Genomic DNA, 18,484 nt, shown 5'->3' on the forward strand with positions numbered 1-18,484 from the left:
TCATCCCCCAGCCTTATCGCGCACCATTCAGCCTCAGCCGTGTTCGTTGTGACCGCACGCTCTGTGCCTGACACTCAGGGACACTGTCCCTCAGGCCTGCTGGAGTTGCCTCGATGAATGAGTCTGTGCGTTTTGAAGATAAAGTCGTGATCGTCACCGGAGCCGGTGGTGGCCTGGGGCGCGCTCATGCTTTGCTGTTCGCCAAACAGGGCGCCAAAGTGCTGGTCAACGATCTCGGCGGCTCGACTCAGGGCGAAGGCGCCAACGCTTCGGCCGCCGACCGCGTGGTGGCGGAAATCCGCGAGGCCGGCGGCATTGCCGAAGCCAACCATGACTCGGTGACCGACGGCGACAAACTGGTGCAGAACGCCCTCGATGTATTCGGTCGCGTCGATGTGGTGGTCAACAACGCCGGCATCCTGCGGGACAAGACTTTCCACAAGATGGAGGACGCTGACTGGGATCTGGTCTACCGCGTTCACGTCGAAGGCGCCTACAAAGTGACCCGCGCCGCATGGCCGCACTTGCGCGAGCAGAATTATGGCCGTGTGATCTTCACCGCATCGACCTCGGGCATCTACGGCAACTTCGGCCAGTCCAACTATGGCATGGCCAAACTTGGCCTCTACGGCCTGACTCGCACCCTGGCCATCGAAGGTCGCAAGAACAACATCCTGGTCAACGCCATTGCCCCCACCGGCGGCACACGCATGACCGAAGGCCTGATCCCGCCGCAAGTGTTCGAACAACTCAAACCGGAGCTGGTCAGCCCGCTGGTGGTGTACCTGGCCAGCGAGCAATGCCAGGAAACCTCGGGCCTGTTCGAGGTCGGCGGCGGCTGGATGGGCAAAGTGCGCTGGGAACGCAGCCTGGGCGCCGGGTTCGATCCTCGCGTAGGGTTTTCGCCGGAAGATGTGGCGGCCCACTGGCAGCAGATTTGTGATTTCGAGGGCGCCGCACATCCGAAGGACAATATCGAAGCGCTGAAAGAAATGATGGGAAACCTGCAGAAGTATTCACTCTGAAACTTCACGTGACCAGGTCAGGTACCTGACCTGGTCCCATAGTCTTCAGGGAAAATACCTGGACACCAGCGCCGCCAGGTTTGCCGCTGTCCGGGCATCCATTTCGCCGTTGTAATTTTCCGGGCGAAAGTGCAACTGAAACGCGCGAACCAGGTTCCGGTAACCCACGTCGTCAGAGGCTTTTGATGTGTCGTAGCCGTATTTCTTGAATAGCTTCAGCAGTTCCGCCCGGGGAGGAATACCGGATGTCTGGTATTGCTGAAAAAATTCATCCCGAACCATGTCGTCATACCATGCACCAACTCCCTTCAGATATAACGCGTGCCAGGGAAACATCGGTCCGGGATCACTCTTGCGGCCGATTGCAATATCCGAATGGCCGAGTACCTGAGTCGGTCCGATATCCGGATAACGCGCGAGAATGTTCAACGCCAATTCTTCGACCGCACAAATTTGTTCAGAATGGTAGGGCGGAAAGTTGAAGACACCGTCATCGAATGTCGCCAGGTTGACGATTTCCACACCGATGGAGGTGTCGTTAAGGTTGTTGCGATTGCCCCACTGACTGACCCCGGCATGCCAGGCACGCTGAGTTTCATCCACCAGTCCGAACACTTCCTGTGTGGTATGGCCGGACTGCTGATAGCTCGGGTCAGTGATGTCCGGCACCAGATAATGCGCACTTACGTTCGCGCCGGTCAGCGCTGAAATCGAGCTCGCGAAGTTGCCGGCGGTGTAATGGAAGACAAGAAACCGTATCCGGCCATTGAAACTCTGAACGGCGCGATATTTGTTGTAATTTATGCTCTTCAACGAGTAGTCCTTCCAATAATGGATAAAGTCAAAATCAGCCACTGGAGTTGTTGGCTGGCCTGGCTTTGATCTTAATTGAGAGGTGGCTTCGCGAAGTTACAGTAACTTGTAGCCGAATTCGGGAAATCCTGTAGTTCGATGACCTGTAGAGCGTTCACCCTGCGAGGGGAAGATGTGGCCTTCATGCCTTCGGTGCTCGGCGAATTCCGCCCATAAAAAAGGCCGCTGCAAACGCAGCGGCCAAGGTAAGACGTTGGATCAAGGAGCTACAAATCAACGTCAGTGAACACCTGGGCGATGGAGCGAAAAACGCTTCGGTCCATCAGAAATCGGTTGCCGACGACTCGGTCGCGGACTTTTTGCTTCGTGGCGTGGCTGCCGTGAAAGCCCGCTCAGAATAAGCGCCTGACGCCAAAGGAAAAATAGCGATTCCGGACATGCACTGTTACGGGGCATGTAACAGTGGTGTGCATCATCCGTTGCGTTGATCAAGGGTTATCCAGCTGATTCATGCTCTGCGGCAAGCCCCGTCCCAGGCGGCGATTCATCCTTTCGAGCGACAGCGCGAATACCTCCTTGGTGCGCTTATCGTCCCCGTGTGGCGGCAGTAGGGTGGGGCCTTCTGTCACTCACCGGGGAAGACGCATGACAAAAACAACAATGCGCGCCATCTTCAAACCGCAGGCGCTGGCCGCTGCGGTCGCCTTGGGTTGCTGTGCCCAGGCCCAAGCGGTCGATTTCAATATTGGAGAAATCGAAGGCACGTTCGACTCGTCGCTGTCGGTTGGCGCGAGCTGGGGCATGCGCGATGCGGACAAGTCGCTGGTCGGCACGGTCAATGGTGGTACGGGCCAATCTTCGACCGGTGATGACGGGCGCTTGAACTTCAAGAAGGGCGAGACCTTTTCCAAGATCTTCAAGGGCATCCACGACCTTGAATTGAAGTACGGCGACACCGGTGTGTTCGTGCGCGGCAAGTACTGGTACGACTTCGAACTCAAGGACGAAGACCGCGAGTTCAAGCCGATCAGCGACAAGGGTCGCAAGGAGGGCGCCAAGTCTTCCGGCGGGCAGATTCTCGATGCGTTCGTCTATCACAACTATTCCATTGCCGACCTTCCGGGCACCGTGCGCGCCGGCAAGCAGGTGGTGAGCTGGGGCGAAAGTACTTTCATTGGCAACTCGATCAACAGCATCAACCCGATCGACGTCTCGGCGTTTCGCCGGCCCGGTGCCGAGATCAAGGAAGGCCTGATTCCGGTGAACATGCTGTTCGGCTCCCAGAGCCTGACGGACAAACTGTCGGTCGAGGGTTTCTATCAACTGGAATGGGACCAGACCGTTCTCGACAACTGCGGGACCTTCTTCGGTGTCGACGTGGCGGCGGACGGTTGCAACAACGGTTACACCGTCGGCAGCCCGGCGATCGCGCCGCTGGCACCATTGGCCGCTGCCTTTGGACAACCCATCCAGGTCACTCGCGAAGGTGTAGTCGTGCCCCGTGGCGGCGACCGGGATGCGCGGGATTCCGGGCAGTGGGGGACGGCGTTGCGCTGGCTCGGCGACGATACCGAATATGGCCTGTACTTCATGAATTACCACAGCCGCACACCCACGGTCGGCACCACCACCGCCGGGCTGTCGACCCTGTCGGCACTGCCGGGGATGGTCAGTACCGCCAACCGCCTGGCCCCCGGCAGCGGTTCCGGGCTGGCGCAAAGCGTGATGCTCGGGCGTGGTCAGTATTACCTCGAATACCCGGAAGACATCCGCCTGTATGGCGCAAGTTTCGCCACCACCCTGCCCACCGGCACTGCATGGACCGGCGAGCTCAGCTACCGGCCCAATGCCCCGGTGCAGGTCAACACCAACGATCTGACGCTGGCGCTGCTGAACCCGATTGCCGGCGGTACGGCGTCGCCGCTGACGACGTCGCCGGGCGCCGACAACAAAGGCTACCGGCGCAAGGAAGTGACGCAACTGCAGAGCACCCTCACGCACTTTTTCGATCAGGTGCTGGGTGCCGAACGCCTGACGGTGGTCGGTGAGGCAGCGGTGGTGCGGGTCGGTGGTCTGGAGTCGCGCAGCAAGCTGCGTTACGGCCGCGATTCGGTTTACGGCCAGTACGGTTTCGGTGGCGACACCGGCGGTTTCGTCACTTCGACTTCCTGGGGCTATCGCGCCCGGGCCATCCTCGATTACGCCAACGTGATCGGCGGGATAAACCTCAAGCCCAACCTGTCCTGGTCCCACGACGTCTCGGGTTACGGCCCCAACGGGTTGTTCAACGAAGGCGCCAAGGCCATCAGCGTCGGCGTCGATGCCGACTACCGCAACACCTACACCGCCAGCCTCAGTTACACCGATTTTTTTGGCGGCGATTACAACGTCCTCACCGACCGTGACTTCGTGGCCCTGAGCTTCGGCGTGAACTTCTGATCTGCCCGAGAAGGATGAAATCCATGCGCAAGATGATTCTGCAATGCGGTGTCCTGGCCCTGAGCCTGCTGGCTGCCAACGTGATCGCGGCGGTGTCGCCGCAAGAGGCCGACAAGCTCGGCACCAGCCTGACGCCGCTCGGCGCCGAGAAGGCCGGTAACGCCGACGGTTCGATTCCGGCCTGGACCGGCGGTATTCCGAAAAACGCCGGAGCGGTGGACAGCAAGGGCTTTCTTGCCGACCCGTTCGCCAATGAAAAACCACTGTTCACCATCACCGCCGCCAACGTCGACCAGTACAAGGCCAAACTCTCCGAGGGGCAGGTGGCGATGTTCAAGCGCTACCCGGAAACTTACAAAATTCCGGTCTACCCGACCCACCGCACCGTCGCCGTGCCGCCGGAAATCTACGAGTCGGCCAAGCGCAGCGCGTTGAACGTGACCACGATCAACGACGGCAACGGCCTGGCCAATTTCACCGGCAATCGCTACTACGCCTTCCCGATTCCGAAAAACGGCGTCGAGGTGTTGTGGAACCACATCACCCGTTATCACGGCGGCAATCTGCGGCGGATCATCACTCAGGTGACACCGCAGACCAACGGCAGCTACACGCCGATCCGCTTCGAAGAAGAGATTGCCGTGCCGCAGTTGATGAAGGATCTGGACCCGCAGCAGGCGGCCAACGTACTGACCTTTTTCAAGCAGTCGGTGACCGCGCCGGCGCGCCTGGCCGGCAACGTGTTGCTGGTGCACGAAACCCTCGATCAGGTGAAGGAGCCGCGCCTGGCCTGGATCTACAACGCCGGGCAGCGTCGGGTTCGCCGTGCACCGCAGGTGGCGTATGACGGGCCGGGCACTGCCGCCGATGGCCTGCGGACTTCGGACAACTTCGACATGTTCTCCGGCGCGCCGGATCGTTACGACTGGAAGCTGGTCGGCAAGAAGGAAATGTACATTCCATACAACAGCTACAAACTCGATTCGCCGAAGCTCAAGTACGACGACATCGTCAAGGCCGGGCACATCAATCAGGATCTGACCCGTTATGAATTGCACCGGGTCTGGGAGGTGATCGGCACGGTCAAGCCGAGCGAACGGCACATCTACGCCAAGCGCCACATGTACATCGACGAGGACAGCTGGCAAGTGGCACTGGTCGATCACTACGATGGTCGCGGGCAGCTGTGGCGGGTCGCCGAAGGGCATGCCCAGTACTACTACGATCATCAGGCTCAGGCCTACACGCTTGAAGCGCTCTACGACATCATCGCCGGTCGCTACATCGCTCTCGGGATGAAGAACGAGGAGAAGCACAGTTTCGAATTCGGCTTCGAAGCCAAGGTCGCCGACTTCACCCCTTCAGCCTTGCGTGCCGAGGGTGTGCGCTAGGGTTTTCGATACACCGGCAAGACAAAAGGCGACCGGGCGGTCGCCTTTTTTATGGGCTGCAATCAGCGTACTGAATACTCGTCAACAAGCGTCGGGGAGAGGGCTAGGGTGAGCGTACAACGATAAAAAGGCGCACCCGATGACCGCCATGACACCCTGTCTGGACCGACCGGAATTTCTCCCGCGACAGTCTCCCCATCATCTGCCACGTCCGCGCCTTTGCGAGGCACTGTTCGATTCGACGGCCCGGGTCAAACTGATCTGTGCGCCGGCCGGCAGCGGTAAAACCGCGCTGCTCACCGAGTGCCTGCTGCAAGCCCCGGCCAATTGCACCGTCTGCTGGTTGCCACTGGCAGGGGCGTCCTTGAGCGTCGGCGAATTTTGCGAACGGCTTGCGCGTGCGATGGGACTGACGGCCTCGGACGAGGCTTCGCTGCTTTATGAACTGGCGCGGCGGTCCTCGGTAACCTGGGTGTTGATCGACGATTACTGCCGGAATCCACAGCCGGCGCTGGACGCATTGCTCGACCGGCTGCTGTCGGTCAGCAGCCCTGCTTTGACATGGTGGATCGGTACGCGCCGCCGTCCACCCTGCAACTGGCCGCGCCTGTTGCTCGATGATGCCTTGTACGAATGCGAAGGCGCGATGCTGGCGCTGACCCGGGACGAAATCACCCAGGTGTTGCGTCACTTGCCGCCGGCCCAGGCCGGCAGCGTGGCGGCTCGTATTCATCAGCGTAGCGGCGGCTGGTGCGCCGGGGTACGGATGCTGATGATGCAAAAATGCGACTGGTCGCAAAAGACCTTGCCGCAGCAACGCATGGACACCTTGCTCGACTATCTGCAACACGAACTGTTCAGCGGTCTGAGCCCGGAGCTGGCCGAAGCCTGGCGGGTACTGGCGCATTTGCCGCGCTTCAATGCCAGCCTTTGCGATCACCTGTTCGGTGCCGGGGACGGGGCACAATGGATGCGCAGTCTGCAAACGCTGGGATGCTTTATCGAACCCTGGCAAGGATCACCGGACTGGTTGCAGGTGTGTGCTCCACTGTCGCGCCTGATGCGTGACGACCCGTGGCCTGCCGGGCGTTCCTGGCATCGCCGGGCCTGTCAGTGGTTTGCTGCCGGGCAGCATTGGAAGTGCGCCTTCGAGCAGGCATTGCTGGCCGAGGAGTACGAGGTTTCGGTGAGTCTGTTGCAGCACTTCAGTTTCGAGCATCTGTTCGAGGAACAGACGGTCGTGCTGTTGCTGCGTCTTTATGAACAACGCGGCGAGGAACTGCTGTTGGGTTCGGCGCAACTGGTCGGGTTGATTACGGCTGCGTTGCTGTTCGCCGGGCGCTTTGCCCAGGCGGCGGATTGCATCGGGCAACTGTCGCGTTTTTTGCCGCCGCCGTCGGCTGGCCAGCAACGGCAATTGATCGCCCGCTGGCAGGCGCAGCAAGGCTGGCTGTTGCACCTGCAAGGACGGATGGACGAGGCGCGTGATCACTTTGAGCAAGCCTTGAACGATCTGTCGCCGAAAGCCTGGACGGCGCGCTTGCTGTGCCTGTCGGGGCGTACTCAGCAGGCGTTGTTGTGCGGGGATCTGGATCTGGCTCATTCGATCAATCGTGAAGCACTTTGCCTGGCCCGGGCTGAAGGTTCATTGCTGTTCGAGGCATTGCTGGAGCTTGATCATGCCCAGTTGCTGGAGCAACGAGGGGCATCGGCCAGAGCCGAAGAACTGCTGGCCGGCCTTTGCGAAATGCTCGGTTCGTCCGTCGAGCGACCGACGCCGCTGCTGGGGCGTATCGCCCTGCGCAGGGGGCGGCTGGCATTGAGCATGGGGCAATCAGGCCGGGCGGCCGAATTTTTCCGGCAGGGGCTCGACGACTGTCTGCGCAGCTTTGACAAGCGAGTGCTTTACGGCTTTCTCGGTCAGGCGCAACTGGCCGCCAATCAGGGCGATTACGCTCAAGCCTTTATGCGACTGCGGGACGCCGAACGGTTGATGCAACAGCGACAGATTCCGGACACGGTTTATCGCGGCGTCCTGTTGCAGGTCAGCAGCGAACTCTGGTTGCAACAAGGGCGACCCGAACTGGCTCACGAGGCGTTGAGCCGGGTGCTCAGACATTATCGTGGCTCCCATGCACGGCAGGCACCGCCGGCGACCCTGGAGCTGATTCCACGCATCGAATGTCTGCTGGTTCTGGCCGAGACCCGACTGGATCAGATTCAAACGCCTCTGACCCGGTTGGGCGCCTTGCTGGAGTCGGCTCAGGCTCGCGGGTTGACCAGACTGGAAGCCGAGTTGCTATTGACGCTGACCGAAGTGGCGTTGCTCCTCGGTGAGCCGGCCCAAGCCAGAAAGTTCTTCGAACAGGGCTGCCAGATCATCAAGCGTTGCAACCTGCAGCAAATGCTGGTCGAGCTATATGCCCGGTGTGCGGAGATTCCCTTGCTCTGGCGCGTTGTTGAAACAGCGGTGAATGTGGAACAACAAAGTACGCCGCTCAATCCCCTTAGTCAGCGAGAGCTTAAAGTTCTGGAGTTGATTGCCTTCGGTGATTCCAATCAGCAAATTGCCGAGAAGTTGTTCATTTCATTGCATACGGTGAAAACTCATGTCCGGCGCATACATGGGAAGTTGGGAGTCGAACGCCGAACTCAGGCAGTGGCTCGGGCAAAGTTGCTGAAATTGTGTTGAGCGATTCAAGGCCAAGTGTTGCCGCGTAGATATGTTGAAATAACCGATGTCTTTCGGTTTTAAATCAGATGAGTGATCTTTTGTCCTGTGATGGAAGTGGCATTAAGTTGTTTCCAGTTTGATGAAAATACAGGATGTGTCCAATGGGAATGATGTTTAAAAATTCAATGGTTGACGCTGTTCTTGAAACACCGGATGGTCAGATGCTACTGGATAATCTGCAGCGTGCCGGGGATAAGTTGAGGGCAATGCTGGAGGCTTCTCCAATATTAAGAGTGGGTTTAAGTAAAGACCTTTCTGAACGGTTCGAGCGACTGGGGAAGAATATTGATCCGGAAGCCGTTTACATTAATTCAGGGGATGACCAGTATCAAATTGAGAGCAGACCATCAGGTTCGATAGTCGATGTTTTTTTTGAATGTCTGGAGCGTGGAATTTATCCGTCTTATATACAGAATTTTGACTTTGTCTATTTGCGTCCGGGCACGACGGATGCACGCTTGAGAGTCGAGGACATCAAAATTACAGAGGTCGAGGCTGTATTGGTGAAGGCTTTGCTACAGATGACAACTGCTCAGGCAAATGCACTTCGCCAGTATTGGAACAGTCCGGCTCGCAGCCAATCCGGGGAGCCGACAACTCAAAAGGCACTGCTGGAAGCTGCTTTTGCTGAAGCGCTGAAGGCCGAGCTGGTCCTGACCGGCGCGGCTGGTTCGCTTAAAAACTTCCAGGCCCAGCGCGCTACCGAGTTGCTGAAGTCGAAGTTGTCCAGGGCATACAAAATCAGTTTCCGCACGGCATCTGGCAATGCGCGGGATCTCGTATCCGCATTTGTCATGCCTTATTCGAATATCGAAACTTCCGAAATCGAGTTGTCCAGCGATGCTTACGGCTGGTTCCTTTACACGCCCGACAGCGGTTTCGAATACTTCTCCAGCTCTGCCGAGCTGCATGCAGCAATGTGCAGCCGACTGGCAGTTGCATCTGATGCAATCAGGTATCCGGCATTGTCGGTCAACCTGTTCTCGCACTGCGTGGACAGCCGGCTCAAGGATCAGGAGGCACAATTTTCGGCGCGAATCAGATCCGCAGAGCCACGCAAAGAGGGCTTTGTCCGCGAGCTGGAAAATATTCATCAGGTTTTTGCGATGCATTCTGACCTGTCCCGGCGGATCAAGGCGCTGCGCATACTGGTCAAACGCCTGGGGTGGCCAGACTGGTTGAAATCGGCCAGTGAGTCGGTACGCGATGCCTACGAATCCCTTGAAACTTCGAAAGAGGGATACGAGTTCGAATATGCCCAGGTATGCGATGGGCTGTTTTCGCTACACGACTACGCCGTAGAGCGCTTCGGTCTCTGGTGTGACAGCGCTTTGGGAATGCGGCTTGACCCGGATGCAATCAGGGTCCAAAGCCTGTACGAGATAAAAGTCGGTGGACGAACGATTAAACAGGAAGATAACTGCACGTTAACCGAGTTCATCGTTATCGGTCTGCATGATGCCGGCAATCGCGCGACCCTGCGTATCGAAGGCGCTCCGGCGGACAGCGGATTGACCGTTGCCAAACTCGAAGGTTGGTTGGCCAATCAGGAACTGCGTGTGGATTTCAGCAGATCCCTGCCTTCCAGTACTCCGCAGGTGTTTCGCGAGGCTTATTTCAACTATCTGCGTAGTCAGGCGGAGTTCGCGCTGTTCGTTGCCCAACACTCTGCACGTTTCAATGAAGCAGACGTTGCGTTGATCCAGCGCACCTTGAATGGTGATCGCTCCGTGGAAATACGGGGAGTGAAGTTGAAATACCGGCCCTTGGTATTACAAGACGTGCTGCTGTTCGTACCGCGTACAGCGACAACTCGTTATGCGCTGATGAAGATGCCCGACGGTCAATTCGACTATGTGAAATTCGCCGATATCTACCAGTTCCATCGTTGGATGGAGTCCATGCTGTCCGATAATCGTGCTTATGCCGAGTCGTTGATCCGGCCTGATGATCTGGCCGATGCCGGTGTTTTGAGGGGGGGAGGATCTACCCCGTTACACTACATTTATCAATTGGATTCGGAGCCGGAATTCATGGCGTTGAATGCCGGTGAACCGTTGTTCAGCCATAGTGAAGTGGCTTATAAGGGGCAGGCCGCTCGTGTCCGAGCGTTGGGGCCGGCTGCCTACGTCTATGCCGGAGCGCAGGCGCGGCAACGCTACGCCCGCCTCAACACTGAACTCAAAGCATTGTCGATGGTGGATTCCCGGGAGAACGGTTATCCGACTTTCGAGCAGTTTTCCCGTGATCTGATCAAGCAGCGGATTGAAGAAGTGTTGTTGACTCGCGGCCAGAAGGTTCAGGTCGATCCCGACAAAATCATGATTCAGACCGACGATTTCCATCTGGATCTGACCACTGTACTGATTGAGGAACGCCACTTTGAAGTCCCGGCGACGCCAGGCCGGTCGATTGATGAAAATCCGAAGTTCTACGTGACGGGTGGGCATCCGTCGATTGAAAAACTGGATATCAGGGATCTTTCCAGTTGGTCGAAAACCCTGCGTCCCGGGGATCACTACAACCGGTTCTTGCGAAATGATTACCTGGATCCGAGACACCCGGCTTATGAGTTCAAACGGGATGTGCATGCCGCGAAAATCCGCTGCGAGATGCACTACAACGCCTGTCATCAGTATTTCTCCGGGCAACTTTCCATGGAAGTCTTCAGAGGGATTCAACGCCTGGTCGACAGCCTGAGTAAGACCGCAGGCAATGACACTTCTGCATTTCCATCGAATACAAACGAGGGAATCTACAGGTTCCTCCTGCCGAGCCGTCGAATTGTCGAAGGTGTCTATATTTTTCGGATTTCCATCAATGGGAAATTCCTTGACTATCTTTACACGCCCAACGCGCCTGACGAGGTGGCTTTCCGCTCGGTCGACGAGTTTGTCGGTTCCATTCGTTACCGCTTCGGGCCGTTCCGGGATTACTACACGAAGCGGGTGAAGATCGATGACCTTAAGGTTGTGAATGATTACTTCGACAACCTGGTTGCCACGACCAACACCGTCGCTCCGCCCCAGCCGGAAGGTGCTGTACGGATATCGGACTTCTCTGCGCTTCATGACGACAGGATCTATCGTGTTCTCAGCGACATCGACGCACGGACCACGAGTCTGAATGAGGTGATCGCCGGTCTGGTGTATGACAACGTGATTTTTGCCGCCAACATTATCAGTCTGGTGATTCCTCCGGTCGGTGTAGCCGTCACGGCCGTGGAGACTTTCAAGAGCCTTTATGACGGTGCCAAGGCGTATGAGCGGGGTGATTACTCTGCCGCCCTTGGCCATGGAAAATCCGCGTTGATCGGACTGGTGAGTCTCGGAAAAGCAGCTAAAGCCGGCAATCCGGTCAAGGTAACGCCTGCTCAGAAGACTTTGTTTGACCTGGGCAAGGATGCCAGGACTGTGGTGGGCTGGATGTCCCAGGCCACGGGGCAGAAGCTGGGAGAAAAGCGTCTGATCGAAATCATCGAACAAATGATGAAGGAAAATCAGAGCCGCAGTAGCCAGACCACGGTGCACTGATCAGGCAGTCGAGCCTCAAGCGTTCAGGCTTGAGGCTCATGGCCCATGCGCCAGCTCACGGCCCGCGTCGCCGCCAGCAACCGCTGCGCCGCCGGGCCGTTTTCGTCGGCGTGGAACAGCGACGTCGGGCCGACGATGGTCAACACTGCCGCGATCTGCCCGAGGGCGTTGAACACCGGTGCCGACAAGGCGTCGACACCGGGCATCAGCAAGCCGTGGACATGGTGCAGACCGCGTTCGCGGATCTGTTCGCACAACGCCGCATAGGCTTTTTCGTCTGCCAGCGGATGGCCGCCGCTGGCGATTTCCTGTTCGCGCAATTCGTCGGTTTCCCGGTGCGGCAGGTACGCGCCGAACACCAGACCTGTCGAAGAACTGAGCAGCGGCAGCACCGAGCCCAGTTGCGTCACCACCGTCACCGCGCGCACCGCCGGTTCGATGTGCACCACGGTCGCCCCCTGATTGCCCCACACCGCCAGGAAACAGGTTTCGTTGAGTTCGTCGCGCAGTTCGGCCAGCGGCAGGGCGGCGACTTTCAGCACGTCCATACTGTTGAGAGCGGCCAGGCCCACGCGCAGCGCTTCACGGCCGAGGCCGTAATGGTTGGTGGCGGTGTTCTGTTCGGCGAAACCGCTGGCGATCAACGCCTGCAGATAACGGTGCACCTTACTTGCGGGCATCTGCACGTGTTCGGCCAGGCGCGACAGCGAAGTGGACGGCGACAACTCGGCCAGAGCCTTGAGGATGTCGGTGCCGACTTCGGCGGAGCGGACTTTCTGTTTGCCGTTGCTGTCGCTGGTTTTTTCCATGGTGCTGCCGTGTCCCGGAACGAATGGGCGTCTTTATAGCTTGACGCTGGATAGCGAGCAAATTACGTTATGCGTAATTGAATTACGATAAAAATAACCCCGGCGTGCCAAGACCTCCGATCCAGAGCGTCCGGCCATGCCGACTCCCTGTTCAGGAGGCTCCATGAACCTCGATTCAGCCCTGGCTTACCAGTCCGGTTTCGGCAACGAATTCAGCTCCGAAGCGTTGCCCGGCGCACTGCCCGTCGGCCAGAACTCCCCGCAGAAAGCCCCGTACGGTCTGTACACCGAACTGTTCTCCGGCACCGCGTTCACCATGACCCGCAGCGAGGCGCGGCGCACCTGGATGTACCGGATCCAGCCGTCGGCCAATCACCCGGCATTCGTCAAACTGGAACGACAACTGGCGGGCGGCCCGTTGGGTGAAGTGACCCCCAATCGCCTGCGCTGGAACCCGCTGGAGATCCCGTCCGAACCGACCGATTTCATCGACGGACTGGTGAGCATGGCGGCCAACTCCGCTGCCGAAAAACCGGCCGGCATCAGCATCTACCACTACTGCGCCAACCGTTCGATGGAGCGGGTGTTCTTCAACGCCGACGGCGAACTGCTGCTGGTGCCGCAACTGGGACGTCTGCGCATCGCCACCGAACTGGGTGTGCTGGAAGTGGCGCCGCTGGAAATCGCCGTGCTGCCACGGGGCCTGAAATTCCGCGTCGAATTGCTCGATGCGCAGGCGCGCGGCTATATCGCCGAGAACCACGGCGCGCCGCTGCGCCTGCCGGATCTGGGACCGATCGGCAGCAATGGCCTGGCCAACCCGCGGGACTTTCTGACTCCGGTCGCCGCTTACGAAAACCTGCAACAACCGACCACTCTGGTACAGAAATTCCTCGGCCAGTTGTGGGGCACCGAACTCAATCACTCGCCGCTGAACGTGGTGGCCTGGCACGGCAACAACGTGCCTTACAAATATGACCTGCGCCGCTTCAACACCATCGGCACCGTCAGTTTCGATCATCCGGATCCGTCGATCTTCACCGTGCTGACCTCGCCGACCAGCGTCCACGGTCTGGCCAACCTCGACTTCGTGATCTTCCCGCCGCGCTGGATGGTGGCCGAGAACACCTTCCGTCCACCATGGTTCCACCGCAACCTGATGAACGAATTCATGGGCCTGATCCAGGGCGAATACGACGCCAAGGCCGAAGGTTTCGTGCCTGGCGGTGCATCGCTGCACAGCTGCATGAGCGCCCACGGCCCGGACGGCGAGACTTGCACCAAAGCCATCAACGCGGACCTCAAACCGGCGAAGATCGACAACACCATGGCTTTCATGTTCGAGACCAGCCAGGTGCTGCGCCCAAGCCGCTTCGCCCTCGACTGCCCGCAACTGCAATCCACTTACGACGCCTGCTGGGCCACGCTGCCCGCCACGTTCGACCCGACCCGGAGATAACCCATGACTCAGAATTCCATCACCCGCAGTTGGGTCGCTTCGGCCAACGGCCACACCGATTTCCCGTTGCAGAACCTGCCGCTGGGTGTATTCAGCCTCAACGGCTCGGCCCCGCGCGCGGGCGTGGCGATTGGCGAACACATCTTCGATCTGCAAGTGGCGCTGGAGGCCGGTCTGTTCGACGGCGTTGCGCGCAGCGCAGTCGAAGCCATGCACGGCGGTCAGTTGAACGCGTTCTTCGAACTCGGCCGCGATGCCCGCGTTGCCCTGCGCGAGCGTCTGCTGGAACTGTTCAGCGAGGGCAGCACCCATCGCGGCAACATCGAAGCCCAGGGCGCAAAACTGCTGCCGCTGGCCGCCGATTGCCAGCTGCACCTGCCGGCGCGCATCAGCGATTACACCGACTTCTACGTCGGCATCGAGCACGCGCAGAACGTCGGCAAACTGTTTCGCCCGGACAACCCGCTGCTGCCGAACTACAAACATGTGCCGATCGGTTACCACGGTCGTGCCTCCACCGTACGCGCCTCCGGTGCCGATGTGCGCCGTCCGAAAGGCCAGACCCTGCCGGCCGGTGCGACCGAGCCGACCTTCGGCCCGTGTGCGCGTCTGGACTATGAGCTGGAACTGGGGATCTGGATCGGTCAGGGCAACGAGATGGGCGAACCGATTGCCATCGGTGATGCCGCCGAACACATTGCCGGTTTCTGCCTGCTCAACGACTGGTCGGCCCGTGACATCCAGGCCTGGGAATACCAGCCTCTCGGCCCGTTCCTGTCCAAGAGCTTCATCACCAGCGTCTCGCCATGGGTAGTGACTTCCGAAGCGCTGGCGCCGTTCCGCACCGCGCAACCGGCGCGTCCGCAAGGCGATCCGCAGCCGCTGCCGTACCTGCTCGACAAGCGCGATCAGGATGGCGGTGGTTTCGACATCGAGCTGGAAGTGCTGCTGCTCACCGAGAAGATGCGCGAGCAGAACCTGCCGGCCCATCGCCTGACCCTGAGCAACACCCGCTACATGTACTGGACCGTCGCGCAAATGGTCGCGCACCACAGCGTCAACGGCTGCCAGCTGCAGGCCGGTGACCTGTTCGGCTCGGGCACATTGTCCGGCCCTGAAAACGGCCAGTTCGGCAGCCTGCTGGAAATCACCGAGGGCGGCAAAAAGCCGATCGAACTGGCGTCCGGTGAGGTGCGCAAATTCCTTGAAGACGGCGACGAAATCATCCTGCGCGCCCGCTGTGCCCGCGAAGGTTTTGCCTCCATCGGTTTCGGCGAATGCCGTGGCACCGTGCTGGCGGCGCGCTGACAGGAGCGGCTCATGGATCTCTATACCTATTACCGTTCCACCTCGTCGTACCGGGTGCGGATCGCGCTGGCACTCAAGGGCCTCGACTATCAGGCGCTGCCGGTCAACCTGATCGCACCGCCCGGTGGCGAACATCGACAACCGGCGTATCTGGCGATCAATCCCCAGGGCCGCGTGCCAGCGCTGCGTACTGACGACGGCAAGTTGCTGATTCAGTCGCCGGCCATCATCGAGTACCTGGAGGAACGTTATCCACAGGTGCCGTTGCTGCCCGAAGACCTCGTTGCCCGTGCCCAGGTGCGCGGCGTGGCGGCGGTGATCGGCTGCGACGTGCATCCGCTGCACAACGTCAGCGTGCTCAATCGTCTGCGCGGTCTGGGCCATGACGAAACGCAGGTCAATGAGTGGATCGCTCACTGGATCGGTCAGGGGTTGGCAACGGTCGAGCAGTTGATCGGCGACAGCGGCTTCTGTTTCGGCGAGTGGCCGTGCGTGGCTGACGTGTACCTGATCCCGCAGTTGTACGCGGCGGAACGCTTCAATGTTTCGCTTGAGGCCTACCCACGGATTCGTCGGGTGGCTGCATTGGCCGCCGAACATCCGGCGTTCATCGCGGCGCATCCGGCGAACCAGCCGGATACCCCGTAACTCCTGTGGGAGCGATCTTGCTCGCGAAGAGGGAGCGTCAGCGCCAGTAATGTCGCCTGACTGACCGCCTTCGCGAGCAAGCTCGCTCCCACAATAGATCTGCGCTGTGACCGAAAAATCATAAAAACAAAACAGGTACCTTGCGATGCACAACCAGATTGCCAGCTTCCGGGCGGCACTCGACGCCCGTCCTGTGTCCCGCTTTCAGTGGTTGCTCCTGATTCTTCTCGCCTTGCTGCTGGTCACCGACGGCTATGACGCCCAGGTGCTCGGTTACGTGGTGCCGGCGCTGGCGCAGGACTGGGGTCTGGAGAAGTCCGCGTTCGGCCCGGTGTTCAGTGCCAACCTGCTGGGTCTGACCCTTGGCTCGCTCGCCGTAACGCCACTGGCCGACCGTTTCGGCGTGCGGCGGATTCTGCTCGCCTGTGTACTGATTTACGCCAGCCTCACGGTGCTGATGGTGTTCGCCAATTCCCTGAATACCCTGATGATCGCGCGCTTCATTTGCGGCATCGGCATGGGCGGGGCGATGCCCAGCGCCATGGCGTTGATGTCGGAGTATTCACCGCCACGCCTGCGCACGTTGATGGTGACGCTGGCGGCTTGCGGTTTTTCGTTCGGCGGTGCGGCGGGTGGTTTTGTTGCGGCCGGCTTCATTGACCGATTCGGCTGGCAAGCAGTGTTCCTCGCCGGCGGTGTCACGCCGTTGCTGCTGTTTCCGTTTCTCTGGTGGATGTTGCCGGAATCCCTGCCACGGCTGCTGTGTGACGCGCCGCCCTATGTACGCCTGCGCAAAGTCACCGCGCGGATGCTGCCGGACTGGCAACCGCCCGCCGCATCGGTCGAGCAGAACGAACGCGAGCAGGGCAGCAAACTGACTGTGGTGGAATTGTTCCGCAACGGTTACGCACGCCCGACCTTGCTGATCTGGTCGACCTTTTTCGTCAGCCTGATCCTGCTGTATTTCATGATCAGCTGGCTGCCGTCACTGCTGCTGGAAAGTGGCCTGAAACTCAATGAAGCGAACCTGGTGACGTCGATGTTCCTGTTCGCCGGTACGCTGGGCGCGATCTGCATGGCGTGGTTCGCCGATCGTTTGAAAAGCAAAGTGCGGTTGTTGTCCGGTGTATTGGCCGGTGCGGCGTTGTGCACGATTCTGTTGGGCCTGAATCACGACAGTCCGCGTTATCTGGTGGCCTGTGTTTTCGCGGCGGGCTTCTGCATCATCGGCGGACAGCTGACACTCAACGCCTTCGCTAGCAATTTCTATCCGGCCCACGTGCGTGCCACCGGCACCGGTTGGGCGCTGGGGGTAGGGCGCTTCGGCTCGATTCTCGGGCCGCTGTTCGGCAGCCTGCTGCTGGCGATGCACATTCCGGTGGAGCAGATTTTCTTCTTCTGCGCGATTCCGGCAGTGATTGCGGCGTTGTTGATCATTCAGGTGCGTTCGCCTGCAGCGGCGTCAGTCAGTGCACCACCGAATTGGGTGGCAGATGCCCCAACCGTTCCGTCAGGCGAAGCCGCTGAATCGGGTCGTCACTGAGCAGTAGCGCGTGTTCCAGGTCGAAGCGTTCGGCGTTCGGGCAGTCCAGACGCTGATACAGGCTGGCTCGGGCCAGGTAGTCGGCGACGCTGGCATTGCCCAGTTCGAGCACGCGTTCGGCATCGATCAGCGCCGCGATGTAGTCGTCGTGGGTCAAATGCAACTGACGCAGATTGCGTGACAGACGTTGCAGCATTTGCAGCGGTGTGGCGGTCAGCAGGTGGTCGGCCTTGAGTTGCATCTGGTGACCGTATTGGCGATGCAGCAGTTCGCGACAATCGTTCGGATACAGGCGCCGTCCACCGCACGGATCAAGCAGGTGATCGGCGCCGGGAACCTTCAGCAGGAAATGCCCGGGGAAGTTCACGCCCACCAGCGGAATCTCCAGACCTCGGGCCAGTTCCAGAGCAATCAGCGCCAGGGCCAGCGGTTGACCGCGGCGGGTCTGTAACACCTTGTTCAGCAGCGCCGCCTGCGGGCGTACTGGCGCAAAGTCATCCTGCGCGAAGCCCAGCTCGACCATGCGCCGCAGCAACGGTTGCGCCAGCTCGCTGACCGGCAACAACGGCAAACCAAAGCTGACACGTTGTTGCAGCTCGATGAAGTCCTGCAACAGCGCATCGGGATCGACGTGCTTATCGTGCTCGGCGGCCATCCACAACGCTGCCTCCAGCAGCGCAGGCGGTGAACGGTGCAGACACTCGAAAAAACGTTGGCGCGGACTCATCAAAATCTCCGGAGAATGCCTCGTTTTAGCCCCGTCTCTGACATTCGTCCAGTGC

12 protein-coding genes are annotated in these 18,484 nt (G+C 59.5%); 9 read left to right on the forward strand and 3 right to left on the reverse strand.

Going from position 1 to position 18,484, the window contains the following annotated elements; genetic code table 11:
• The first annotated feature begins 113 nt into the window (after positions 1-113).
• A complete protein-coding gene (locus ACKLNA_RS18270) occupies positions 114-1,025 on the forward strand; it encodes an SDR family oxidoreductase (protein WP_011332507.1) in 912 nt (303 codons plus the stop codon).
• Between the two features lie 45 nt (positions 1,026-1,070).
• Here ACKLNA_RS18270 and ACKLNA_RS18275 read toward each other — a convergent pair whose 3' ends face one another.
• Complete coding sequence (locus ACKLNA_RS18275; RefSeq protein ID WP_408986656.1) at positions 1,071-1,838, reverse strand: N-acetylmuramoyl-L-alanine amidase; 768 nt, start codon at positions 1,836-1,838, stop codon at positions 1,071-1,073.
• A gap of 645 nt (positions 1,839-2,483) precedes the next feature.
• Here ACKLNA_RS18275 and ACKLNA_RS18280 point away from each other — a divergent pair.
• The 4 genes from ACKLNA_RS18280 to ACKLNA_RS18295 all read left to right on the forward strand — a co-directional run bounded on the left by ACKLNA_RS18280 (position 2,484) and on the right by ACKLNA_RS18295 (position 11,935).
• Complete coding sequence (locus ACKLNA_RS18280; RefSeq protein ID WP_408986657.1) at positions 2,484-4,277, forward strand: DUF1302 domain-containing protein; 1,794 nt, start codon at positions 2,484-2,486, stop codon at positions 4,275-4,277.
• Positions 4,278-4,300: 23 nt separating this feature from the next.
• On the forward strand, positions 4,301-5,668 hold the full coding sequence (locus ACKLNA_RS18285; protein ID WP_085711744.1) for a DUF1329 domain-containing protein: 1,368 nt from the start codon (positions 4,301-4,303) through the stop codon (positions 5,666-5,668).
• A gap of 139 nt (positions 5,669-5,807) precedes the next feature.
• Positions 5,808-8,360, forward strand: coding sequence for a LuxR C-terminal-related transcriptional regulator (locus ACKLNA_RS18290; RefSeq protein ID WP_408986658.1), 2,553 nt, complete (start codon positions 5,808-5,810; stop codon positions 8,358-8,360).
• A gap of 143 nt (positions 8,361-8,503) precedes the next feature.
• Positions 8,504-11,935 carry a hypothetical protein gene (locus ACKLNA_RS18295; protein WP_408986659.1) on the forward strand — a complete coding sequence of 1,144 codons (3,432 nt, stop codon included), beginning with the start codon at positions 8,504-8,506 and terminating at the stop codon, positions 11,933-11,935.
• Between the two features lie 23 nt (positions 11,936-11,958).
• On the opposite strand, the gene ACKLNA_RS18300 is transcribed toward ACKLNA_RS18295, so the two are convergent.
• The gene (locus ACKLNA_RS18300; RefSeq protein ID WP_408986660.1) at positions 11,959-12,744 is read right to left on the reverse strand and encodes an IclR family transcriptional regulator; all 786 of its coding nucleotides are present in this window, start codon (positions 12,742-12,744) and stop codon (positions 11,959-11,961) included.
• A gap of 163 nt (positions 12,745-12,907) precedes the next feature.
• Here ACKLNA_RS18300 and hmgA point away from each other — a divergent pair, with 163 nt between their 5' ends.
• The 4 genes from hmgA to ACKLNA_RS18320 all read left to right on the forward strand — a co-directional run bounded on the left by hmgA (position 12,908) and on the right by ACKLNA_RS18320 (position 17,702).
• Entirely contained in the window at positions 12,908-14,203 is a 1,296-nt protein-coding gene (hmgA, locus tag ACKLNA_RS18305; protein ID WP_119426737.1) for a homogentisate 1,2-dioxygenase, read from the forward strand.
• 3 nt (positions 14,204-14,206) lie between these two features.
• The gene (fahA, locus tag ACKLNA_RS18310; protein ID WP_408986661.1) at positions 14,207-15,511 is read left to right on the forward strand and encodes a fumarylacetoacetase; all 1,305 of its coding nucleotides are present in this window, start codon (positions 14,207-14,209) and stop codon (positions 15,509-15,511) included.
• Between the two features lie 12 nt (positions 15,512-15,523).
• Positions 15,524-16,159 carry a maleylacetoacetate isomerase gene (maiA, locus tag ACKLNA_RS18315; protein WP_408986662.1) on the forward strand — a complete coding sequence of 212 codons (636 nt, stop codon included), beginning with the start codon at positions 15,524-15,526 and terminating at the stop codon, positions 16,157-16,159.
• Positions 16,160-16,304: 145 nt separating this feature from the next.
• Positions 16,305-17,702: an MFS transporter gene (locus tag ACKLNA_RS18320; protein ID WP_408986663.1), complete on the forward strand. Its 1,398-nt coding sequence runs from the start codon at positions 16,305-16,307 to the stop codon at positions 17,700-17,702.
• On the opposite strand, the gene ACKLNA_RS18325 is transcribed toward ACKLNA_RS18320, so the two are convergent.
• Positions 17,626-18,429 carry a SirB1 family protein gene (locus ACKLNA_RS18325; RefSeq protein WP_085711737.1) on the reverse strand — a complete coding sequence of 268 codons (804 nt, stop codon included), beginning with the start codon at positions 18,427-18,429 and terminating at the stop codon, positions 17,626-17,628. The genes ACKLNA_RS18320 and ACKLNA_RS18325 overlap by 77 nt on opposite strands.
• Between the last annotated feature and the right edge of the window lie 55 nt (positions 18,430-18,484).

The organism is Pseudomonas sp. UV AK001 (assembly GCF_046097675.1).
GTDB classification, from domain to species: Bacteria; Pseudomonadota; Gammaproteobacteria; order Pseudomonadales; family Pseudomonadaceae; genus Aquipseudomonas; species Aquipseudomonas kribbensis.